The organism is Desulfuromonas soudanensis (assembly GCF_001278055.1).
In the GTDB taxonomy this organism is placed as follows: Bacteria; Desulfobacterota; Desulfuromonadia; order Desulfuromonadales; family WTL; genus Deferrimonas; species Deferrimonas soudanensis.
Map to the genome: position 1 here is coordinate 931,534 of NZ_CP010802.1, position 20,329 is coordinate 951,862.

22 protein-coding genes are annotated in these 20,329 nt (G+C 59.3%); 7 read left to right on the forward strand and 15 right to left on the reverse strand.

Going from position 1 to position 20,329, the window contains the following annotated elements; translation table 11 throughout:
* Positions 1 to 2 precede the first annotated feature (2 nt).
* Positions 3 to 146 (forward strand): hypothetical protein, encoded by a 144-nt coding sequence (locus tag DSOUD_RS18305; protein ID WP_198300360.1) that lies wholly within the window; start codon positions 3 to 5, stop codon positions 144 to 146.
* 143 nt (positions 147 to 289) lie between these two features.
* Here DSOUD_RS18305 and DSOUD_RS04000 read toward each other — a convergent pair whose 3' ends face one another.
* Together DSOUD_RS04000 and DSOUD_RS04005 are read right to left on the reverse strand one after the other, a co-directional pair.
* Positions 290 to 805, reverse strand: coding sequence for a ferritin-like domain-containing protein (locus DSOUD_RS04000; RefSeq protein ID WP_053549791.1), 516 nt, complete (start codon positions 803 to 805; stop codon positions 290 to 292).
* Positions 806 to 909: 104 nt separating this feature from the next.
* Complete coding sequence (locus DSOUD_RS04005) at positions 910 to 1,872, reverse strand: NADPH:quinone reductase (RefSeq protein WP_053549792.1); 963 nt, start codon at positions 1,870 to 1,872, stop codon at positions 910 to 912.
* 209 nt (positions 1,873 to 2,081) lie between these two features.
* Here DSOUD_RS04005 and DSOUD_RS04010 point away from each other — a divergent pair, with 209 nt between their 5' ends.
* Positions 2,082 to 2,849 (forward strand): hypothetical protein, encoded by a 768-nt coding sequence (locus DSOUD_RS04010; protein WP_053549793.1) that lies wholly within the window; start codon positions 2,082 to 2,084, stop codon positions 2,847 to 2,849.
* A 126-nt stretch (positions 2,850 to 2,975) separates the two neighbouring features.
* On the opposite strand, the gene DSOUD_RS04015 is transcribed toward DSOUD_RS04010, so the two are convergent.
* On the reverse strand, positions 2,976 to 3,416 hold the full coding sequence (locus DSOUD_RS04015; protein ID WP_053549794.1) for a DUF4149 domain-containing protein: 441 nt from the start codon (positions 3,414 to 3,416) through the stop codon (positions 2,976 to 2,978).
* Positions 3,417 to 3,465: 49 nt separating this feature from the next.
* A complete protein-coding gene (locus DSOUD_RS04020; protein WP_053549795.1) occupies positions 3,466 to 4,017 on the reverse strand; it encodes a cytochrome c3 family protein in 552 nt (183 codons plus the stop codon).
* 207 nt (positions 4,018 to 4,224) lie between these two features.
* Here DSOUD_RS04020 and DSOUD_RS04025 point away from each other — a divergent pair, with 207 nt between their 5' ends.
* The 4 genes from DSOUD_RS04025 to DSOUD_RS04040 all read left to right on the forward strand — a co-directional run bounded on the left by DSOUD_RS04025 (position 4,225) and on the right by DSOUD_RS04040 (position 7,882).
* Entirely contained in the window at positions 4,225 to 4,476 is a 252-nt protein-coding gene (locus tag DSOUD_RS04025) for a YheU family protein (RefSeq protein WP_053549796.1), read from the forward strand.
* Between the two features lie 55 nt (positions 4,477 to 4,531).
* The gene (locus DSOUD_RS04030; protein ID WP_053549797.1) at positions 4,532 to 5,377 is read left to right on the forward strand and encodes a class I SAM-dependent methyltransferase; all 846 of its coding nucleotides are present in this window, start codon (positions 4,532 to 4,534) and stop codon (positions 5,375 to 5,377) included.
* 60 nt (positions 5,378 to 5,437) lie between these two features.
* Positions 5,438 to 6,694, forward strand: a complete 1,257-nt coding sequence (locus DSOUD_RS04035) for an MFS transporter (protein WP_053549798.1) — start codon at positions 5,438 to 5,440, stop codon at positions 6,692 to 6,694.
* Positions 6,695 to 6,916: 222 nt separating this feature from the next.
* Positions 6,917 to 7,882, forward strand: a complete 966-nt coding sequence (locus DSOUD_RS04040; RefSeq protein WP_053549799.1) for a D-2-hydroxyacid dehydrogenase — start codon at positions 6,917 to 6,919, stop codon at positions 7,880 to 7,882.
* Between the two features lie 78 nt (positions 7,883 to 7,960).
* Here DSOUD_RS04040 and DSOUD_RS04045 read toward each other — a convergent pair whose 3' ends face one another.
* The 5 genes from DSOUD_RS04045 to DSOUD_RS04065 form a co-directional block, all read right to left on the reverse strand.
* Positions 7,961 to 8,443 (reverse strand): SRPBCC family protein, encoded by a 483-nt coding sequence (locus DSOUD_RS04045; protein ID WP_053549800.1) that lies wholly within the window; start codon positions 8,441 to 8,443, stop codon positions 7,961 to 7,963.
* Between the two features lie 33 nt (positions 8,444 to 8,476).
* Positions 8,477 to 8,881 carry a hypothetical protein gene (locus tag DSOUD_RS04050; RefSeq protein ID WP_053549801.1) on the reverse strand — a complete coding sequence of 135 codons (405 nt, stop codon included), beginning with the start codon at positions 8,879 to 8,881 and terminating at the stop codon, positions 8,477 to 8,479.
* Between the two features lie 203 nt (positions 8,882 to 9,084).
* Positions 9,085 to 9,549 (reverse strand): dioxygenase family protein, encoded by a 465-nt coding sequence (locus DSOUD_RS04055; protein ID WP_053549802.1) that lies wholly within the window; start codon positions 9,547 to 9,549, stop codon positions 9,085 to 9,087.
* Positions 9,550 to 9,697: 148 nt separating this feature from the next.
* A complete protein-coding gene (locus DSOUD_RS04060) occupies positions 9,698 to 12,622 on the reverse strand; it encodes a c-type cytochrome (RefSeq protein WP_053549803.1) in 2,925 nt (974 codons plus the stop codon).
* A gap of 441 nt (positions 12,623 to 13,063) precedes the next feature.
* Positions 13,064 to 13,939 carry a site-2 protease family protein gene (locus DSOUD_RS04065; RefSeq protein ID WP_053549804.1) on the reverse strand — a complete coding sequence of 292 codons (876 nt, stop codon included), beginning with the start codon at positions 13,937 to 13,939 and terminating at the stop codon, positions 13,064 to 13,066.
* 301 nt (positions 13,940 to 14,240) lie between these two features.
* On the opposite strand from DSOUD_RS04065, the gene DSOUD_RS04070 reads away from it, so the two are divergent.
* On the forward strand, positions 14,241 to 14,981 hold the full coding sequence (locus DSOUD_RS04070) for an OmpA/MotB family protein (protein WP_198300361.1): 741 nt from the start codon (positions 14,241 to 14,243) through the stop codon (positions 14,979 to 14,981).
* Positions 14,982 to 15,104: 123 nt separating this feature from the next.
* Here the strand turns inward: DSOUD_RS04070 and DSOUD_RS04075 are convergent, their stop codons facing one another.
* From DSOUD_RS04075 to DSOUD_RS18800, 6 genes are all read right to left on the reverse strand, one after another.
* Positions 15,105 to 15,449, reverse strand: a complete 345-nt coding sequence (locus tag DSOUD_RS04075; protein WP_053549806.1) for a hypothetical protein — start codon at positions 15,447 to 15,449, stop codon at positions 15,105 to 15,107.
* Between the two features lie 53 nt (positions 15,450 to 15,502).
* Positions 15,503 to 17,077 carry a hypothetical protein gene (locus DSOUD_RS18310; RefSeq protein WP_157671758.1) on the reverse strand — a complete coding sequence of 525 codons (1,575 nt, stop codon included), beginning with the start codon at positions 17,075 to 17,077 and terminating at the stop codon, positions 15,503 to 15,505.
* Positions 17,077 to 18,150, reverse strand: coding sequence for a nucleoid-associated protein (locus DSOUD_RS04085; protein ID WP_053549808.1), 1,074 nt, complete (start codon positions 18,148 to 18,150; stop codon positions 17,077 to 17,079). The genes DSOUD_RS18310 and DSOUD_RS04085 overlap by 1 nt, the downstream gene beginning before the upstream one ends.
* A gap of 626 nt (positions 18,151 to 18,776) precedes the next feature.
* Positions 18,777 to 19,343, reverse strand: a complete 567-nt coding sequence (locus DSOUD_RS04090; protein WP_053549809.1) for a hypothetical protein — start codon at positions 19,341 to 19,343, stop codon at positions 18,777 to 18,779.
* Positions 19,344 to 19,358: 15 nt separating this feature from the next.
* Positions 19,359 to 20,048, reverse strand: a complete 690-nt coding sequence (locus tag DSOUD_RS04095; protein WP_053549810.1) for a hypothetical protein — start codon at positions 20,046 to 20,048, stop codon at positions 19,359 to 19,361.
* Positions 20,045 to 20,308 carry a hypothetical protein gene (locus DSOUD_RS18800; RefSeq protein ID WP_232426493.1) on the reverse strand — a complete coding sequence of 88 codons (264 nt, stop codon included), beginning with the start codon at positions 20,306 to 20,308 and terminating at the stop codon, positions 20,045 to 20,047. Before DSOUD_RS18800 ends, DSOUD_RS04095 begins: the two co-directional genes overlap by 4 nt.
* Positions 20,309 to 20,329: the final 21 nt, after the last annotated feature.

Below are 20,329 nucleotides of genomic sequence, written 5' to 3' on the forward strand. Positions count from 1 at the left end.
TCTTGACAATGAGGTTACGTCTCCTCACCAGGGGGAAGCGGGGATATGGCGACCGGTTCGGCCTCCTGAAAAATGCCCCGGTGCCGCTCTCCTTCCGCTGCGGGCGGGGCGAGCCGCCGGGAAATTTCCCCGTCATCAACGCCTAGACCCAGGAGACCTTAAATCCAAGCAAGAGATGTGCCTTGATTAATAAGTCCCGTCTGAAAAACGGGCAAAGGAAAAGGCGGCCGTCTGGCCGCCTTTTATTCAATTTAAGTAATTTCGCCAGGCCTGGGTCCTGTCGCCGAATTCAGCGATCGACATCCCGGCCGAACTGATGGAACTCGTCGAGGTTGCTGAATTCGCGCCAGGCGAGGAACTGGTTGGGGGCGTTGACGAAGTGGAAGATGTTCCCGAGGATGTTGAAGTGCTTGTGCTCCTCGCCGGCGATCTTCAGGAGCAGGGCCTTGACCCCCGGGTCTTTTTCCTTGGCCGCTGCATCTTCATAGAGGCGAAAACTGTCCGTTTCAAGCTTCATGGCATGCTGATAGGCCTCGAGGTCGTCAGCGACATTTTTCAGGGCCGCCTCGCCTTTCGGCAGTTCGGCAAAGATGTTTCTGGCTTCATTGAGGATCGTCGTCTCCGGCATGGCCGGGGCCCTGGCCCCCGCTTTCAACTCCTGAAAAATATCGTAGTGCTTCTGCTCATCCTCGGCCAGGCGGGAGAAGATGGTTTTCAACCCGGCCAAATCGGCCTTTTTGGCGAGTTTTTCGTAATAGGCCTTGCCATCCACTTCCATCTTCATCGCAAAATCGAATACGTTCATAATGCTCTCCCTGTCGATTGATGGTTGCCGGTCTGTTTTCTAACTCTAGGAGATGGCGTCCGGCTGTCAAGTTTCTCCGGAAAAGTCCGGGGTGCTGCCTCCGGTCAGGGGAGGAGAACAATCTTGCCACAGGTGCTCGTCTCCATCACCGCGTGGTGGGCCGCCGCTGCCTTGGCCAGGGGGAGCTCGCGGCTCACAACCGGTTGCAGCGTTCCGTTTCTCATCCCTTCGGCAAGGGCGGCGTGCATGCTTGCCTGTTCCTTGTCGCTGGCGGCAAAAAGAATCATGCCGAGGATGGCGGCTTCCCGTCCCATGGCGGTGCGCGGGTCGATCTCCACCCGGCCGCGACTGCCGATCACCACCACCCGTCCCCCCTTGGCGAGCACCCCGAGGTCGCGGTCGAGATTGACGTTGGCCAGCATCTCCAGGATGACGTCGACTCCGGCGCCGCAGGTCAGTTCCGGCAACTTCTCGAGATACCCCTTTTCGCGGTGATTGAGGACATGGTGGGCCCCCTGGGCGGCCACCAGCGCCTCCCCCTCTGCGGTTCCGGCGGTACCGATCACCCGCAGTCCGGCGGCCCGGGCGAGCTGCACCGCGGCAATCCCGACCCCGCCGCTGGCGCCATGGACCAGGACCGTCTCCCCCGGAACCGCGTGCGCCCGCTGGAAGAGGGCCCGGAAGGCCGCCCCGTAAGGAACGCCGATCGCCGCTCCCTGGCCGAAGCTCGTTTTTTCCGGGAGCGGATGGGTGTGGAACTCCTTGCAGAGAGCCGCTTCGGCGTAGGTGCCGGAGAGGGAGCGGGCGACGTAGACCCTCTGGCCGACGGTGCGGTGCCTGACGCCGGTGCCGACGGCCTCGATGATCCCCGCGCCGTCGCTGCCGGGGGTGTAGGGGAGGGGGAGGTCCGGAGCATAGAGGCCGGAGCGGATATAGGTGTCGACGGGGTTGACGCCGACGGCTTGCAGTCGGACCACCACTTCACCCGGACCGGGGGCGAGGGGGGGGACCTCTTCGAGCAGCATTGCTTCGGGAGGACCGAATTCATGGACACGGATCGCTTTCATGGCAAAGACTCCTTTACCGGCGGCTCGCTTCAGGGATCAGCACAAGTATACCACCCGGCCGCCGGGGCGAGGCAGATCCTCCGATCCTTTTCCCGGACCGTATTATTTCAGGCCCGGGGAAAAAGGTCCCTCCCCCCTGCCCTCCGCTCATGATAAAGTAACCGGCAGGGATGAAGTTTTTACTCATTCACCTTCAAGGGGGAATCACGATGCATATCGTTGCGGTCTGCTCCTGGCAGCAGGAAGAAGCTGCGGTCGCCGCCACTATCGCCGAGATTCTCGGCATTCTGGCGTTCGAGGCCCGGCAGAAGATTGCCGGCGGCGGCCCGGCGGTCCTGGCAAGTTTCGCCGATCCGAAGCAGGCCGAGACGTTGGCGGCCAGATTGTCCCAGGCCGCCGTCCCTGCGTTGGTGATCGATAGCGCGGACGTCCGGCAGAGGAAGGCGGCGTTTCCCGTCCGCCGTTTCGTCCTCGGTGCGCAGGCGCTGCAGCTCGAGTCATTTGCCGCAGAGCGCTGCGCGATTGACTACGGCACCATTGAGCTCCTTCTTGTCGCCACCTGCAGCTCCGGGGAAAAACAGACCACCGCCACGGTGACGGAGCGCAAATTCAGCATCGGCAAAACCCTTCTCGCCGGCGGCGTGCCGATGACCAAGAAGGTGACGCGGGAAGAGACTGTCCTCTCCGAAGAGCGTGACGAGACCCTCTGGCTTTATCGGCGGGGAGGGGAAACGGTGGTCTTTAACAGGTCAGTGATGAGTTACGATGGTCTCGGCGAGGCGATGCAGGTGTCGCGCGACCTCAATTTCGGCTACCTGAAAAATGCCCTGCGGCGTCTGGCGCCCCAGGCAATCTACAGTGACCGCCTGCTCAAGCGGGCCGCGCTGGTCAAGGTTCTCGGTCCGGCCCTGAGTCCGGAGGCCGACCTCGATCTGGCATTCGAAATCCTGGCCCGCAGCCTGAGGAAAAATCCCTGATTTTTTCCCCTCGACCTCTCCGTCCGTCCGGAATATATTTCGTTGAAACAGGAAGGGCGGCCCGATCGGCCGCCCTTCCTGTTTTCCCTGAATGAAATTTTTCCGTTGCCGGTCCCACCTCTGCGCTTACAACAGGATGATCAACGCCACGCCGCCGGCAAAGACGGTGAGGTTGCAGACGGCCGAGACGGCATGCAGGCGGGAGAACTCCTGCCGCAGGGGGTCGTCCTTGGGGGTTGTTTCAAAAGAGACGATCTGCTCCTTGAGGGCGGCCGCCTTCGGCTCGATGACAAGGGCCTGAAAGGAGGTGGCCGCCAGCATCAGGACGAGGAGCACGAGGGCCGGGATGAAGTGCCGGCCGCGCTGCAGCAGCAGGCAGACCAGGGCAACGGCGCCGCAGGCGAGTCCGTAGCGAAAGTAGCCGGGGAAGAGGACGCCGACGATCCTGCCGGCCAGGTCGCGCGCCTCGGTCTTGAAGAGGATGGGGGTGAGGACGAAGGTGAAAAGGGCGACCCCGCCGACCCAGAAGGAGAGCGCCAGGCGGTAGAGGACAGGGATGAAGGACATGGCGACTCCTGAAAAAGGGGCGTTGATTTTCTCGATTCCTTACGACCCGCTACTTTTTGTGACATCCCGTGCAGGCCGTCGGGGCGCTGCCGCCGGTTACCTTGTGGCAATCCTTGCAGAGGGTGTGGGCGATCTCCTTGTCGATGACGACCTTTTGCGGGGGATCGGTAGGATGGCACTTGCTGCAGTCGAGGCTGGCGGAATGGACGGTATGATTGAAGGTCACCTTCCCCATCGTTGCCTCGTAGATGACGGTCGCCGGGCCCGCGGCCGCAGGAACGGCCGGTTTGACGGTCGCCGGTGCCGTAACGGGAGCCACCTCCTGCTGCGCCTCTTGAACGGCCGCGGCGGCCGGTGCCTTGGCCTCCTCCTTGGTGACAGCTGGAGCCGGAGCCTGGACGTCGGCGGCGGGTTTTTCCGCCTCCTTCTGGGGCTCGGCCGCCGGCTCGGCGACGGGGGGTTTTGCTTCCTCGGTAACCGGCTGCGTCTCCGTCGCTGCCGGTTGGGCCGTTTCCGGGCGGGGCGGGGGCGTTTCCTGTTTGCAGGCGCTCAGGAGGAGTGTCGTCAGAAGGGCCAGGAATAATGTCGTGATCGGTCGCATGTCGTTCTCCTTGAAGGTTGGGTTTGCGGCAATGTTCTCCAAGGGTATCACGCAAGGAGCCTCTCGTCACCGTCGGAAAAAAATTGGCACACCGGCCGGCTTTGCCCTATGCTGGGCGCAGACAATCAAGAAACCGGCAAACGGATGACTCGGGCGAAAGTTTTTTGAGTCGGATCTGAAGCCGTAGCGCTTACTTGAAGGGATTTCATGTCGCAGAAAAAAGAAGAGGATGAGCAAGAAGAAGGTGTCGAGGTCCCCTACGAGCGGATCCATCCCGAGACCCTGAAGAAGATGGTCCAGGAGTTTGTGACCCGCGACGGCGCGGATTGGGGTGATGCCGGTTGCTCGCTTGCCGAAAAGGTCGAAGAGGTCCTTGAGCAGCTGAAGAGCCGAAGGGTGAGGGTCGTTCTGGATCTGAAATCACAAACGGCCAATTTCATCCCCTGCCGCCAGGCTTGATTCTATAACCTCACCCCGACCGGAAAAGTGGCGGTCCTTCGGCAGACAGGTGGTCATGAGCAATAAAGGTTATTGGATCTATTCGGCGATTGCCCGTAAGGTTCTCGAGGCGATGGACCGGGGCGAGACAGGCATCGAGATTTCCGCCGATCTCAACCTTTCCCGGGAGACCTTTCCCCTCTGCGGCGACGAGCTGGTCCTCGACGGGGAGAATCGCCTGAGCCGTGAGGAGTTGCGGCAGATCGAGGGGAAGGAGAGCCGGATTTACTACCTGGAGGGCGGTCGTCTCGACGTTCTCGAGGAGCGGGGGGAGGGTTATTACAAACTCGTCCCCACGGATCAGGCGCCGCTGCTGGAGATCAGCGGGGTGAAAATGCACATTTCCAAGGGGATCAACCCCTTTGAGAGCGCCGGGCAGATGGCCGCCCAGGTCGTGAAAAAAGGGGACCGGGTCCTCGATACCTGCAGCGGGCTCGGCTACGCGGCCCAAGCGGCGGTAAGGCTCGGGGCGCGGGACGTCCTCTCCGTCGAGAAGAGTGCAACGGTCATGGCGCTGCGGGAGAAAAACCCCTGGTCCCGGGGGATCTTCGGTCCAAACATCCAGTTGGTGCAGGGCGACATCGAGGAGTACATCCGGACGCTCCCTGCGGCATCCTTCGATTCGGTCATTCATGATCCTCCCCGGTTTTCGCTCGCCGGAGAGCTCTACGGCGAGCCGTTCTACCGGGAAATTTACCGGGTGCTGAAGAGGCGCGGCGCCCTCTTTCACTATACGGGGAACCCGCACCTGCTGAAACGGGGGGCGAGTTTTGTCGATCATGCCGCGCAGCGCCTCAGGGCGGCCGGTTTCACAAAAGTGGTGAAGGTCGCGGCGCTCATGGGCGTCACGGCGCAAAAATAACGGCGGCATCCCTGGCGTCGCAATCGTTCCTTTCCACTCTTATCCCCCGGCGTCTCCCCTATGACCATGAAATCCCCGCCAACGCCGAATTCCTGGTCTTCCCTGGCACGGGTCTTCCTCCCCTTTGCCTTCGGATATTTTCTCTCCTATATCTTCCGGGTGGTGAATGCGGTCATTGCCCCAAGCCTGGCTTCGGACCTGGGACTCGATCCCTCCCGTCTCGGGCTCCTCACCTCCGCCTATTTTCTCACCTTTGCCGCTTTTCAGCTCCCCCTCGGACTCCTCCTCGACCGCTACGGTCCGCGGCGGATCGAGGCGATCCTCCTCCTCTTCGCCGCCATCGGTGCCCTGGTCTTCGCCCGGGCCGAAAGTCTCGCCGGTCTGGTTTTGGGACGGGCCCTGATCGGCCTGGGGGTCTCGGCCTGCCTGATGGCGGCCTTCAAGGCCTTCGTCCTCTGGTTTCCCCCTGCGCGTCTCCCCTTCGTCAACGGACTGCAGATGGTCTCCGGCGGGTTGGGAGCGATGACGGCCACGGCACCGGTCGCCGCGCTGCTGCAAGTGACCGACTGGAGGGGGGTCTTCACTTTGCTGGCGCTCCTTTCTTTCCTGGCGGCGGTGATCGTCTTTTCCGTCGTCCCGGAGCGCAAGCAAAAGGAGGCCGCACCCGATCTGCAGCTGCAGCTGCGGGGGATCGCCACGGTCTTCGGCAGCCCGCTCTTCTGGCGCATCGCACCGTGGACGATCGCCTCCCAGGCGACGTTTCTCGCCATCCAGGGGCTCTGGGCCGGACCCTGGATGCGGGATGTGGCCGGCCTCGATGGCCCGGCGGCGGCCCGGGTGCTCCTTCTGATCGCCTTCTCGATGGTGGCCGGGTTTTTCCTCTTCGGGATCATCTCCGAGCGGCTCGGCCGACGGGGGGTGCCGCTGATGACCGTGGCGGCCTTCGGCATGGGGACCTTCATGCTGGTTCAGCTGCTGCTGGCGCTCGTCGGGACCCGGTTCTCCGCCCCGCTCTGGCTCCTCTTCGGTTTCTTCGGCACGGCCAGCATCCTCCCCTATGCGGTCCTGTCCCAGAGTTTCGGTCCCCGGTTGGCGGGCCGGGCCAATACGGGGCTTAATCTGCTGGTCTTTGTCGCCGCCTTTGCCGCCCAATGGGGGATCGGTTCGGTGATCGGTCTCTGGCTGGGGACCGCCGCCGGGACCTATGCGGCCACCGGATACCGGGCCGGGTTCGGCCTGATGCTGGCCCTGCAATCGGCCGCCTGCCTCTGGTTTCTCGCCTCCGGCTGTAAAGGGCGTCCCATTATCAGAAAGTAATTTAGCGAATTATGTCCAGGTGACCTGGTGGCAAAATTTGCTTTTTTCGGCGAAACTAAGCTTGATGGGCTCGCAAAAACCTCAAACTTGACCACAGAGTCACAGAGGCACAGAGAAAACCTGTTGATTGTAAAATGGTTTCCTCCGCGATCTCTGTGCCTCCGTGGTGAAAATAGCCTTTTTGCGATTCCATCAAGCTTCATGCAAAAAAGGAGGGAAACAATGAAAATTGTCGTACTCGACGGTTACACCCTCAATCCCGGGGACCTCGACTGGTCGGAGCTTGAGAGCCTCGGCGCGCTCCGGGTCCACGAACGGACGCCGAAGGATCTCCTCCTTGACCGGGCCTCGGAAGCGGAGATCCTTCTCACCAACAAGGTCGTTCTGGGAAGCGAGGAAGTGGCGCAGCTGGCCCAGCTGCGCTACATCGGCGTCCTGGCCACCGGCTACAACGTGGTCGACACCGCCGCCGCCCGAAAGCGCGGGATCCTGGTCACCAACGTCCCAGCCTACAGCACCGCCTCCGTGGCGCAGATGGTCTTCTCCCTCCTCCTCGAGCTCTCCCAGCAGGTCGGCCACCATGCCGCCCGGGTGCGCGAGGGTTTATGGTCGCACTCTCCGGACTTCTGCTTCTGGGAACGGCCGCTGGTCGAGCTCGACGCCCTCACCCTGGGGATTGTCGGCTTCGGGGCCATCGGTCGCCGGGTCGCCCTCCTCGGGCGCGCCTTCGGCATGGAGGTGCTGGTGCATACCAGCCATCCTGAGAAGTACCGGGGGAATCCGGAAGGGGAAGGAGTGAGATTTGTCGGCCTCGACGAACTCTTTGCCGCCTGCGACGCGGTCAGTCTCCACTGTCCCCTGAACGAAGGGACAAAAGGGATGGTCGATGCCCGCCGCCTCGCGCTGATGAAGCCGACCTCTTATCTCATCAATACCGGGCGCGGGGCGCTGGTCGACGAGGGGGCCCTGGCCGCCGCCCTCAACGCCGGGGGGATCGCCGGAGCGGGGCTCGATGTCCTGTCGACGGAGCCGCCCCCCGCCTCCAACCCCCTGCTCCAGGCGAAAAACTGCTGCATCACCCCGCACATCGCCTGGGCGACCCGGGCGGCACGGTCGCGCTTGATGGCCACCGCCGTCGCCAATGTCGGCGCCTTTCTCGCCGGAAAACCGCAGAACGTTGTGAACTGAGGTCCCGGTTCCTCCGCCAAGGATTCGGAGTAAATAGTTAAGGAAATGAAAAAGGCGGCCTTGGCGGGCCGCCTTTTTTTAATCGGTATTTTTTTCCGGTCCCCCGGGATGAAGGAGGAGTTTTTCTACCGCGGCGCGGCGGTAAGCGAAGATGCGCTGCAGCTGTTTTTCCACCAGCGGCAGGGCGACCTCGCCGAGGGGGAGGCGCGGCAGGCGGTAGTGGACCTCATCCTCGATGAGGGTGCCGCCGTCGGCGGTGTCGCTGAAGGTGTGGGTATGAATCCACTGCCGGTACGGACCGGATCGCTGTTCGTCGACGAAGAAGTCCGGGGGCGACCAGGCGGTGATTTCACTCGTCCAGTTGAAGGGGACACCGAAGAGATGAAGCCGGTAGGAGATCAATGCCCCCGGGCACATGATGATCGGCAGCGGCGAAAGGATTGCGAAGTCGAGTTCGGGCGGGGTGATCCGGCCGAGGTTGGCGGCGTCGGCAAAGAAGGCGAAGACCTCCGGGCGCGGCAGCGGCAGGGTCAGGGAGTCGCGGAGGATGTGTTCGGGCATGGGACCTCCCTTCATCGTTGCGTCCTGCTGCCGTTACCGGCGGAGACCCTGGTCCTCGCACCATTGGCGGAGCAGCGTCTCGATCCGCTGACTCTCGAAGACCTGCCAGCTCTCCAGCAGGTGCTGGCGGCGCAGCAGATCCTTGACATTGCGGAAGGCGCCGGAGCGGGCAAAGAGGGCTTCGACGCGGGTCAACTCCGCCGGGCAACGACTCCGGATAAATTCCAGCACCAGGGCCTTGCCCGGATCGAGGTCCTGGCGGTGGGGGATGGTCCGGTAGTCGGGGTTCGTTTCAAAACCGTCCGGGCGCTCGTCGTAACCGGCCTTGAAGGAGGCGAGGAAGACCTCCCCTGTGGTGCGGCGGACGACGGCGCTCCGTTCGCCGGGGGGGGCGTCGCTTACAAAGTGAAAGGCGTCGTCGACGGTGTCGTAGGCCATGGGGCTCCGGGGGGATTCGGCAAGGGGTCTGTTGCTCCTTACGACCCAGTGTCGAGGAGCCTGTCGGACGATACGGGCCAGCTCATGGAAAGTCCTACAGACTCCTAGCATATATGAACCGTTTTCGGAAAGCTTTTAATGCCTCGCCGACGGGGCCTGGCGGTTCACGGTCCGACCTCCTGGCGCCGTCTCTCCGATTGACCTCAGGGGGCGGGGACGAGGACCAGATCGAATACGGCCTCGGCGCTCCCCGGTCTCGGATAGTGCTGGGTGGTCAGCTCGGCAAAGCCCGGCGCCGTAACCGAGAGATGGATGTGTGGCGGCCGGCTGCCGTAGGGGCCGGGGAAGTGGCTTTCGAAGAAATAGCGCCCGTTCTGGTTCGCGAAGAGGGTCGCCCGCCAGCGGTCGTCGTAACGGCCGTCCGTTCCGGTCGTCCACACCTCGATTTTCGCCCCGGCGACAGGCGCGCAGTCGGCGGCCGACCTGACTTCCCCCAGAAGCAGATATCCTGTACCGATCTTGTTGCGCACCGGCGCGCCCGCCCGGTAAAACGGCCCCTCGGCATCCGGCGGGGTCGGCAGGCATCGGTATGGCTCCCCGGCGCCGGTAACCGACGCCATCAGGGTGAGGGCCAGGATGGTCAGAAGGGGCGAAATCTTTCGTGTCATGCCGGAAGTATATCACCGCAATGGGGCATGTTTTGCCCTGAATGCCGGACAAATACCTGATTCGCCCCGGGGGGGAGGACGGAGTTCAGAAAAAAAGGGCCGGTCCTTCCGGACCGGCCCTTTTCCTGGACACCCTTGGGTGCGTGGATTACCAGGTTTCGCTGCCGTGGCAGCCGGCGGTGCGGCAGGTGCCGCTGGAATAGCTCAGCGAGCTCTTGATGGTGGCGGCCGGCGATTGTTCGAAGGAGATGGTGCTCAAATCGCCGAAGTGGCCGTTGGCGAGCTTGCCGGCGTCGTGGCAGACGAGACAGTCGTAGTTCTTGTCGACGGCGTGCTTGCGGTGCTCTCCGGAGGTGTAGCCGTTGTACTGGCCGGTGCCGTAGGCGTGACAGCTCTTGCACTGGGTGCTGCTGTTGAGGGTGCCGAGGGTCCAGTCCGGGGTCGTCTGTCCGCCGTGGCAGCGGAGGTTGGAGCAGGTGCTGCCGTTGCCGCCGGCGGTGCCGCTCTTGGCGTTCCAGGTGGCCGGGAAGGCGAGGTCGATCCCGCCGTTGTGGCCGGCGCCGCTGTGGCAGACGGCACAGTCGGTGCCGACCTGGGCCAGGGCGGTATGCACGCCGTGGGCGCCGACATCCGGCGGCTGGCCGTGGCAGGAGTTGCAGGAGCCGGCATAGGGGTCGCCGGCCTGGAAGGTGTTGAGCCATCCGGCGAGATTGCCGACCTCCTCGACGATCAGGCTGATGCCGTTGTGGCCGCCATTAAGCCTGGTGGTCGCACCGCTGCCGTTGCCGGCGATGTCCGGGGCGCTGCCGGTGGCGTCGAAACCGTTGACCTTGTGGCAGGCGGCGCACTCGGCGTCGTAGATGTCCTGGCCGAGGCGGGCGACGACGGGAGGGGGCGCGGGGTTGAAGGTGTCGAGCCAGTTGGTGAGATTGACCAGCTCGCCGGTGGTGACGCTGCCGCCGTGGCCGCTGCCAACCTTGGTGGTGGCGAGGCTCCCCTGGCCGGCAAGGTCGACGTTGCCGCTGGCATCATAGCCGTAGAGCTTGTGGCAGCCGGCGCAGTTCTCGCTGTACACCGTGACGCCGTTGCGATCGACCACCGGCGGCGGTGCCGGGGTCCAGGTGTTGAGCCAGGCGGCGAGGTTCTGCTGTTCCTCGCCGGAGACCGTGCCGCCGTGGCCGGCGGCGAGTTTGTTCAGGGCTGCATTTCCAAGGCTCGCCAGGTCGATGTTGCCGTCGGCATCGTAGCCGAAAATCTTATGGCAGGCGGCGCAGTTCTGGTTGTAGAGGGTGGCGCCGTCGCGAGCCACCACCGGGGGCGGGGGGGAGCTGAAGGTGTCGAGCCAGGTGGCCAGCCCCGTCAGCTCGACCGTCGAAACCGTGCCGCCATGGCCGGCGGCAACCTTGGTCACCGCCGTGTTGCCGAGACCGGCAAGATCGATGGCGCCGCTGGCGTCAAAGCCGCTGAGCATGTGACAGGCGGCGCAGATGTCGTTGTAGACGGTTTCGGCGCTGCGCGGCACAACCGGCGGCGGGGTGCTGCCGAAGGTGTCGGCAAAGTCGGCCAGTGCGGTCAGCTCGGAGGAGCTCAGCGTTTTTCCCATGTGGCCGTTCTGAATCTTGGTGACGATTAGGCTCCCCCTGGCGGCGAGATCGATGGCTCCTGCCGAGTCGTGGCTCCCCAGGGCATGGCAGCTTGCGCACTCCAGATTGTAGACCTCGCTGCCGGTGCGCTCGGGGGTCGGTGTGGGCGGTGTGGTCACCGCCGGCAGGGCGGCGGCGATCAGGGCGATCTGCTCGGCGTTCAGCGTCAGGTACCCCATGCCGCCGGCGTTGGCGGCGATGGCGGCGGCGATGGAGTCGGCATTTCGGGCGCTGATGTCCGTGGTGTCGAGGCTGCCGTGGCACCCCTGGCACTCGGCGGAGTAAAGGGCGCTGCCGGTTAAAGGGGTAGGGGGAGGCTCGGTCGGTGCGGCGGCGTCAAGGTAGGCCGCCAGGGCGAGGAGTTCGCCGGCGCTCAGGGATTGCCCCTTGTGGCTGGAGCCGTTGTCGAATTTGCCGGTCAGGAGGGCGCCGTCGCCGGCGAGGTCCATCATGCCGCTGCCGGTGCCGAGGGTGTGACACCCCTGGCAATTGGCAGTAAAGAGGCTCTCGGCTCCGGTTCCGGGGAGGGTGCCGCCGAGGCGGGCGGCACACATGCTGCGGGCGAGGGTGTGCAGTTCGGCGGCAGCGGAGCTGCTCATCTGGTAAAAACGCTCCGCCGAGATCGAGCCGCTGCCGGCGGCAAGATCCTGGCGGATCTGCGCCACCACGGTGCGCTGCACTTCGACTGCGGCCGCGGCCAGGTCGTCAAAGGTGAAGGGGGCGCCGAGTTCGCCGGAGATCGTGGCGGCCATGGCCTGGAAGCCTGCGGCGTTGAGGGTTTCGACGCTCAGGGCCACGCAGTCGACGAGTCTGACGGCGTTCTGCTCCTCGCCGGCGTAATCGAAATCGTTGAGAGCCATAAAGAGGGTATTGACCGCCATGTTGGCGCGCAGGCCGCGGAGCTGGGCGTTGCTCAGTTCGCCGGTGGCGCCGAAGAGGTCCTTCATCGGATCGCTGGTGAGTTCGGCAACCTCAATGCCGCTGAGGCCCGCGGAGGCGAGGAGGGCAATGACCTCGGTCTCGCTCATGCCGTTGGCCAGAAGTGTGGTCAGAGGCGAAACCACCGCGTTTTCGGCGTCGCCGGCGTGCACGCGGCGCTTGAGCATCCCCGTATAGGGAGCGTTGCCGTGCATGCCGCGGGTCGAGCTCTTGAGGCGGATAATCGACTCTTCCTGCACCGGGTTGGCGAAGGAGAAGCGACCGCGACTGTCGCTGGCGGTGGAGCTGCTTTGCAGGATGTGGGTGCCGTCGGAGGAGACCTCTTCGAAGCGGGCGCCGACGATGTAGGGGTCGACGGCGACCCCGGCGCTGACCGCGGTGGCGGGAGCGCCTGCGGCCGTGTCGGAGGACCCTCCGCCGCTGCCGCAGGCGGTCAGCACCCCTGTCAGCAGAAGGATTGGGAGCCACAGAAACTGTTTTGCTTTTTTCATTTGGTTTCTCCTTTTGGACGCACGTCGGCTACAACCGGAAATTTGTCCGGTTTGACGGGCGTCTGAAATGTTGTCGCGGAGGTGGTCCCCACGCCCCGGCGGATGGAATCTGCGGGATCGTGAAAGCGGACCGGAAGATCGTTGATTGAAAAGGGATTTAGCTTTGCTGAACTCCTGGATTGCGCCGCCGGGCGCAACGGAAAGATGTTGAAGTGTCGTGAGCGGTTAATGCATATCCTTTGCCAACTTCGATGTTTTTTCCTTCAAAGAAAGCCAACCTGCCGGAATTCCAGAAAGGAGTCTGGCCGGCCAGGGGGAGGGGAGGGGCGCCGGGACGGGGAGGTGTGGCGAATTTGTTACACAGGTGTACGGGGGGCTTGCAGGTGACTACAGGCGCACTTCTTCCCTGTGGAAATGCGCAGTCTGATTCCCCGCCGACAACTACAGCCCCTGCAGAGGTCCCTGCATCGCCAGCATTCCGAGGGAGGTTACTGCCAGAAGGAAAAGAAAAGCGCCTCCCATGGCGACCCGTTTCATGGGCGAGACGTCGTAGTACCGGGCCCGCTCGGTTTTCGATTTTTTGAAGGAGGTATAGATCTGGACGCTTCCGAGGATCAGGATCAGGGCGATGATCGGCGACCAGGTCAGATAGAAGAGGGCGATGGCTCCCAGCAGCCCCAGCACCCAGAGTTTGGGGCTGATGACGCCGATGATCCGTCCGCCATCGAGGGGGGAAATGGGGAGGAGGTTGAAGAGGTTGAGAAGGAAGCCGCTCGAGGCCAGGGCGTACCAGAAGAGATTTCCCGTCGCCAGGCCGATACCGACGCAGGCGATGGCGCCGAGTGTGCCGAGGAGCGGACCGCCGTAGGCCGCCACCGCTTCGACAAAGGCGTTCTTCGGCATCTGCTTCATGACGATGTGCGCGCCCACAAAGGGGATGAACATCGGCGCCGATGCCTGGATCCCCATGAGGCGCAGCGCCAGAACATGTCCCATCTCATGGATAAAGATCAGCACCACAAACCCCGCCGCAAACGACCACCCCCAGAACATGGCATAGGCCCAGATGCTCACCAGCATGCTGAGGAAGGTCTTGAACTTGCCGATCTGCAGGATCAGCCCCAGGTACTTCAATTTTCCGAAGAGGAAGAAGAGCACCAGGCCGATCGATCCGAACTTGCGCAGCCCCCCTCCGGAACGCACCGGTTCTTCACCGCTATTGTCGGAGATTGCCCCTCTCCCGGCGTCCCGGGATCCTTCTTCCTCCCATGGGGAGAGCTCAAGGGCTGTTTCCTGGTCTCGTTGGTTTTCCTGCATCGGGAATCCTGGGAAGGAAGGAGCGGTCGTTGTCGTTGCTCGTCACGCTATCATTTAATAATCGGCAGATCCATCAAAATACCCCAACCGGGCGACCGGAAGTTTTCCGCAACAACCTGGATCTCTGTTATAGTTTGCCGATTGGGTCGCTGCCGGGTCGGCCGGTGCGGCATCCACTCAATGCCCCATCCTTGGGTGGACATTTCAGGGACAAACCGGGGAGGATGTTATGGCGGTGCAGGGAAGAGACAAAGTAAAGTCATTGAATAGTGAAAAGAAACTGATCCGTGCGGGTCGGGGTTTGCTTTTGCTGGTTGCCGGGGTGATGCTGCTGAGCGGCTGCGTTTCCAAGGGGCGTTTCGAAACGGTGGTCAAGGAACGGGACAGCGCCCTGGCGGAAATGGACAGCACCGCCGCCGAGCGGGACGCCCTGGTCGCCGAAAGGGATCTGCTGGCCGCCGAGCGCAGCGATCTCATCAAGGGGATGGGGGATCTGAATCAGCAGGTTGAAGAGGTGGCCGCCCAAAAGGCCCAAGCGGCAAAGGAAGCGGAACTGGCGCGGGCCGAATTGGCCAGTCAGCAGGCGGTCTTTGACAGCCTGGAGCAGACCTTTGCCAAAGAGCAGCAGCAGAATCAGGTGAAGATCGAGATGTTGAAGTCGGGGGTCAAGGTCAACCTCGACAATGAGATCCTCTTTCCTTCCGGGTCGTCGATGCTGAATGAAACCGGGGTCGACGTGCTGAAAAGAGCGGCTGCCGAATTGAAAAAGAGTCCTTATCAGACCCTGATTGCCGGCTACACCGACAACGTCCCGATCAGCGGCAAATTGCTCGAGCGCTACCCCAGCAACTGGGAGTTGGCCGGTGCGCGGGCAGCCAGCGTCGTCCGGCTCCTCGAAGAAGAAGGGGTGCCGAGTGCCCAGATGCTGGCGATCTCCTTCGGCGAGAACAGCCCGGTGGACTCCAACGACACCCCGGAAGGGCGCAAGAAAAACCGCCGGATCGAAATCCTTCTGCGCCCGGTGGCGATCCAGATGCGCTAGGTTCTCCTGGTCCGAATCTTTCGGAAAATACGTTTGAACGACAAAGGGCGACCCTGCAGGGGGTCGCCCTTTGTCGCTTCTGATCTGTTCAAGGCTCTTTCGGCTTGTCCGGTGCCGCCGCGGTCAATGAACCCTCGCCTCCGAGTGGCGATATTCCCCTGCGGTTCGGCCGTAAACATGGACGGTGTACTGCCGCCAAAGACCCAATAAAATCGAAAAAATTTCCAGGTCGGCGTATTCCGCCGACTCCATCCCGGATCTTTTTGCTATCTCGCCGATGGCATTGGTGTCCCAGGCGAGGTCGATGGAGGGAGAAATCAGCGGGATCTGGAAGCGCTTGATGTCTCCCTTGTTGCCGCCGAGAGGCTGAGGTGTCTGATGGAGATTTATATCCAGTGGCTCCACGGTGTGGGTATACAGCAACCCGCGGCTGCACCCGGGGAGAAAGAGGAGCAGGATGAGGGCCATTGGCCACCGGAGTGAGGGGGGATGATAAACGGAAGTAACGAGAATTGCGAAAACTAGGGTTGGCGATGCTTTACGGATGGTTTACGAGGAGGCAAAAGGAGTGACGGATCAAGATTGTTTTGATTCGTTGCGTCGGGTTGTTGGTATGTTGCCGCTTTGGCTGGTTGAGGACGGAATACCCAATGACTTATGATCGGCTGGAGGTTCCAGGAGAAAAGGCCGATGGCAACGTAAAGAAAAATGATCAGAGCCGCTTGACGGTAACAACTAGTCTTCCGTTCTTTAATTGATTCTTCAGTCAATTTTTTCAGTTCATCGGGAGTCATGTAGCTTCTTGTGAGATCACTTGTCCAAAAAATCATCTCTTTTTCTGATATCCGAAGGTCCCGCCAGTGCACCAACGCCTGTAAGCTGACGCTGACCAGGAAATAGACCCCAAGCGCCCTGAAAAGAAGTCCAGCCTCGAGGGACTGGAGGACATTGATATCTTTTATAAACCTTGCGAACAGGCCAATGCTCACCAGGAGAAGGGCAGCAAGGAAGTCCCGTAGTAATCCATTCAAAAGGCTCCTGACCTTCTGGGCGAACAAATCTGATTGGGTGCGAAGCTCTTTTTGTATATTTGCCAGCTCTTTAGAGTGCTCTTCTTTTCGTTTAAGTATGACGAATCGATATTTATTCTTAGCATGCTCTAGCGCCTCGTCGATGCGGTTTTTGATTCCTTCGACAAAAGAGGCACCTTCAGGAATGTCGAGAGAAAGCCTGTCGACGATCAATAGAATGCGAGTATCCGCATTTTCACTAAATCCCCACTCGATGGCACTATAAAGACTTTCCAGTTGATTCCCAGTGGGCGCCACATCTCCGGTCGCCACCAAAGGTAAAGAGCGGCGTTTAGTGCCATTTAAAGTTACATGGTCGACGTCGAAAAATTCTTGCACTAAACAGGCAGAAAGACTCTTTGCGCATAAATTGCGAAAAGGCTCTGCATCTTGATCGTCAACATTTCCCCAATTCAGAAGGAAAGAGGCTGGTTCAAGGCGCATATTGAAGCTTGTAGCAACGTGGATATGCGTTCGGAGTTCAGTATCAGGGGGGAGTTTGAATGGGCCAAGCCAGGAAGCTGGCAGGGCGATTGGAGTTAAAGGACAAACAGCAATGCGGGGACCTCCGAAGGCCTTAGCAAGGCCATTTACAAAGATTTTTACGGGCCGTCCCGCATGAAATAAATCCTTATCTAACAGGAACGGATTAATTCCCCCTGCCCAAGCTCGAAAAGAATCAATGCTACAAAAAAGAACCTGTTTGACATCGGTTTCCTCAAACACCTCCCCGTTAACAAAGCCGTTTTTGTTCACGGAAAGCCGCCATTCTAAAGGCCTTCTGGCTCCAGCTTCAACGGCCCTCAGATCATCGAGAGTGGCTGGCCAATCAGAATCAAACCAGAAATAACAGGCGTCTAGGCAACCAAATTGTTCAAATGCCTCTAGGCACTCAATTGCCTTCCGGCATAAATCATTCGAAAAATCGCCACTGAAAACAATGGAATCCCATGCCTCAAAAGGGTTACTTGCGTAAGTCCTTAGGCCGGAGAGATGTTCTGCAATTGTTTGAAGGCGTTGAGTCATCAGGTTAGGTCAAAATCGGGAGTGCGAATCGTTATATGTTTATAGCCGTTTTTCCTTTCCTGCTCAATCATAATTCCTCGATCTTCAGCCTGACCCTCCCAAGTAAGGGTAACGCCGTTGGTCGTTTTTAAGGTGTTTTTTTTCTGTGATTTTATTAGTGAGCCTGCTCTTGGTGTAAATGTCTGTCCAGCAAGGCCCTTTGCAGCAAGGTGCTCTCGAAGTGATCCCATCAATCTTTGTTTTCGTTCTGGGTCCTCGTCGCGAACGACCAAATTAATGAAGTCATCTGTATCGAAATTGTCAGATGCCCCCATGTAATCAAAAGCTCTTGCTTTATAATTATTGGGAATTTCTGGAAGGCCTTCCTGCTGGCGAGCCCAAGCAGAAGCCTCCTGGACCACCGCCCGAGTTAAAACGCTATCAGTTTCTCTCTCCGTTACTCCTAAAAACTGTTTGAAATAATCTGCAATTGCTTCGGTAGTATCGGCCTGTTTCCCCAAGCGCCCCCTCTGCTGTGCTAATACATCCCAACCAAAGTGGTTGCCGACATCGATAAATGCCCATTTCTGAATGGTTTTTTTATCCTCAGCAATTGATTCTGTAATTTCGTTGAAAGTGACCACATCGTCAGTCCCTATCCGATCTCTGACGTGCTGAAGAACATTGGCGTAGTCGACCTTCAATAGAGATATAAATGATTGTCTATGCCCATCAATGAGCATGGAAACTCTTGCGGCGATAAACACGCCATCATTGACATGGCCAATATGCAATTGGCGAAAAGAGTTAGCTAGAGTCCTGGACAGGGGAACAAATCTTTCTGCCGGGTTCGCAATAATTTCCTGACAATTCTGCACAAAATCGGAATTTTCTGGGTCAGCAAAAACATATTGCGTACCTACGGCAGCCAAAAGAATAATTTCTTTAAAAAAATCCCTCTGACTTTGGCTCCTAAAAGTTACGGCGTCAAAATACCTTGGAGTTTCTTCGTCCTTCAGAATGACGTGAAAAATAAAATCTTCGATAATCAAACTGTCTTTATGGGTTGTGAGAAGAACACTTTCACGTGCCATGTTAAATTTCTCCCTATAAAAGTTCCCTCACGAGGGATACGACCAAAATTCATCAAAAACCACAAAAAGTTAAAGCAGTTGCCCCCAATATGGCAGATATCGAAAAAAGCAGAATGGCACCGTAGCGGTAAAACAGCCTGATTACGAAGATTGATGTCGGATCAGGTTTACTTACTCTTCTTGGGCTTGGGCTTGGGCTTGTCAGGCGCCTGGGTTAAAACCGACCCAGATATTTTTTTTATTTCGGTGGGAGTGAGACTTTTGGGGTCTCGCAACCCCTTAGAGGCAATGGATGCTACACCTTTTGAAGTTTTTTCATCTTTTCCCATAGATCACCTCTTGTTATGGCCGTATTGGGGGCACGGCGAAAAAAAACGACTTTTTTAAGACTCAACTTTAATCGCGATCAATGCAATCATCAGGGACTACTTCCCATGTGCTGCACTTCCTTCTAACCGCACGAATGAATTCACGAAAAAGCTGGTGATGATCGAAATCAACTCCAGGGATTGTCCTCTCTACCGCGGCCCTTAGGGCCCTACGAATATCAGGTTTTAGGTGGTCAAGAACCTCTTCTATATTTACTTGTGCCACAAATACCTCCCCTCAATTATCGTAAATTCAACTCATTCCCCGTACACCGTCACCCGGGCCACGCTGATTATCCCAAAACTCCGGACAGATTCAGAGGCATAGACCTTCTCTATATTGCCGTTCATCATGGCGGCTTCAGCAGTTATGTCCTCGAGGCCGAGGCCGAAAAGTCCGACGCCTTGGGCGGAGCCGGTCTTGTATTGGTGGATCAACTGCAGGAGGGTTTGGTCATGAAGGTCGGCCAGTTGCGCGCCGGAGCAGCCTGAGAGGATCAATAGCGCCGCCGCTGCGACTTGGAATTTCATCAGCCCGCGGGAGCTGGATCTGGAGAGACGGCGTCGCTCCCAATGCAGAAGGCCGACCAGGGCGGCGCTTCCAAGCGTGCCGATGCTGGCGATGACATTGAGCGCTGCACTGGGGAGCATGGTGGCCGCCAGGCTGACGACCAGGGACAAATAAAAAAGGGCCAGGTAGCCGTCGATCGCGTGGATCGTCTCGGCTGTGCTGGCCCTATATATATTAAACGTCTTCGAGATTACATCCCGACCGGCCTGTATGTTTTTGTCACCAGTAGCCGTCTGTTCAAATGTCTCCGGCATCGTAATTCCTTCGGCTTATAATTTTCGGAATTCAGTCATCATATAGCATTTGTAAACATTCCCGACCCGCTTTGAAACCTCCTCAACGGTGAGACCTAGATTTTTGGCCACTTGGGAGAATACGACTGAATCGGTAACTGGGTCTATCGGACCCAGGTCGCTTACTTCGGCCCACCTGCCGGCCGACTGTAGCTCACGGATTTTAATGGAACGATTTTGCTCATATAGTCGGTTAATGGTGTGAAACTCGTAGGCGATGCGCTTGTCTGCTTCTGTTGGTGGCCAAATTTTATCGCCGGATTCGTTGATATCTTTTTCAGTAATGACTCCGCCGTACAGTTCCAATTTCCCTTCTCTGTATTCAACTCGACCGAGACAGTGACCAGCCTCAAGCATTCGCGAATCGTCGGAAAATCTAATGCGGAACCACTCGCATTCTGGATATTTTTCTTTTAATTTTTTAAGAACGTAAAGTTCAGTCGGCCGGATCTGCTCATTTTTTACGTCGGGCGGCAAAAGGACATTTACGTTAATAAACATCCCTCCCTGTACCATTTTCCCCGTTTTGGGTTTATCTATTTCGACCGTTAAATTTTCAGCCCTGCCGACCAGTTGAGCTTTTGGAAAAAGACGATCCATTTTCGGATCATTGCAACCCAAAAGAAGCAAGCATATAAATGCCGCTAAACCTACAACCCTCATCATCCCCCCTCCACAGCCTTCTTGACCTGCAATAGTTTGTCGCGCAGCTCGGCGAGCATCTTCGGTGTACCGTAGTCCCTGAGTAGCGCGATCAGTTCGACCAGGTCGCGATCATTCGATTGCCAGATCGCCTGGCCTTCCTCCACCGTGATCACTTCCCGCCCTATATGAACCCCGCCGATTCTAGCGCCGGCTCCAGTCTCGATTTTTCCCCCGACCTGGACGTGACCGTTGCCCGTGGCCGTTTGGATTATACCCCCCACAGTCTCAAATTCTTCGCCCTC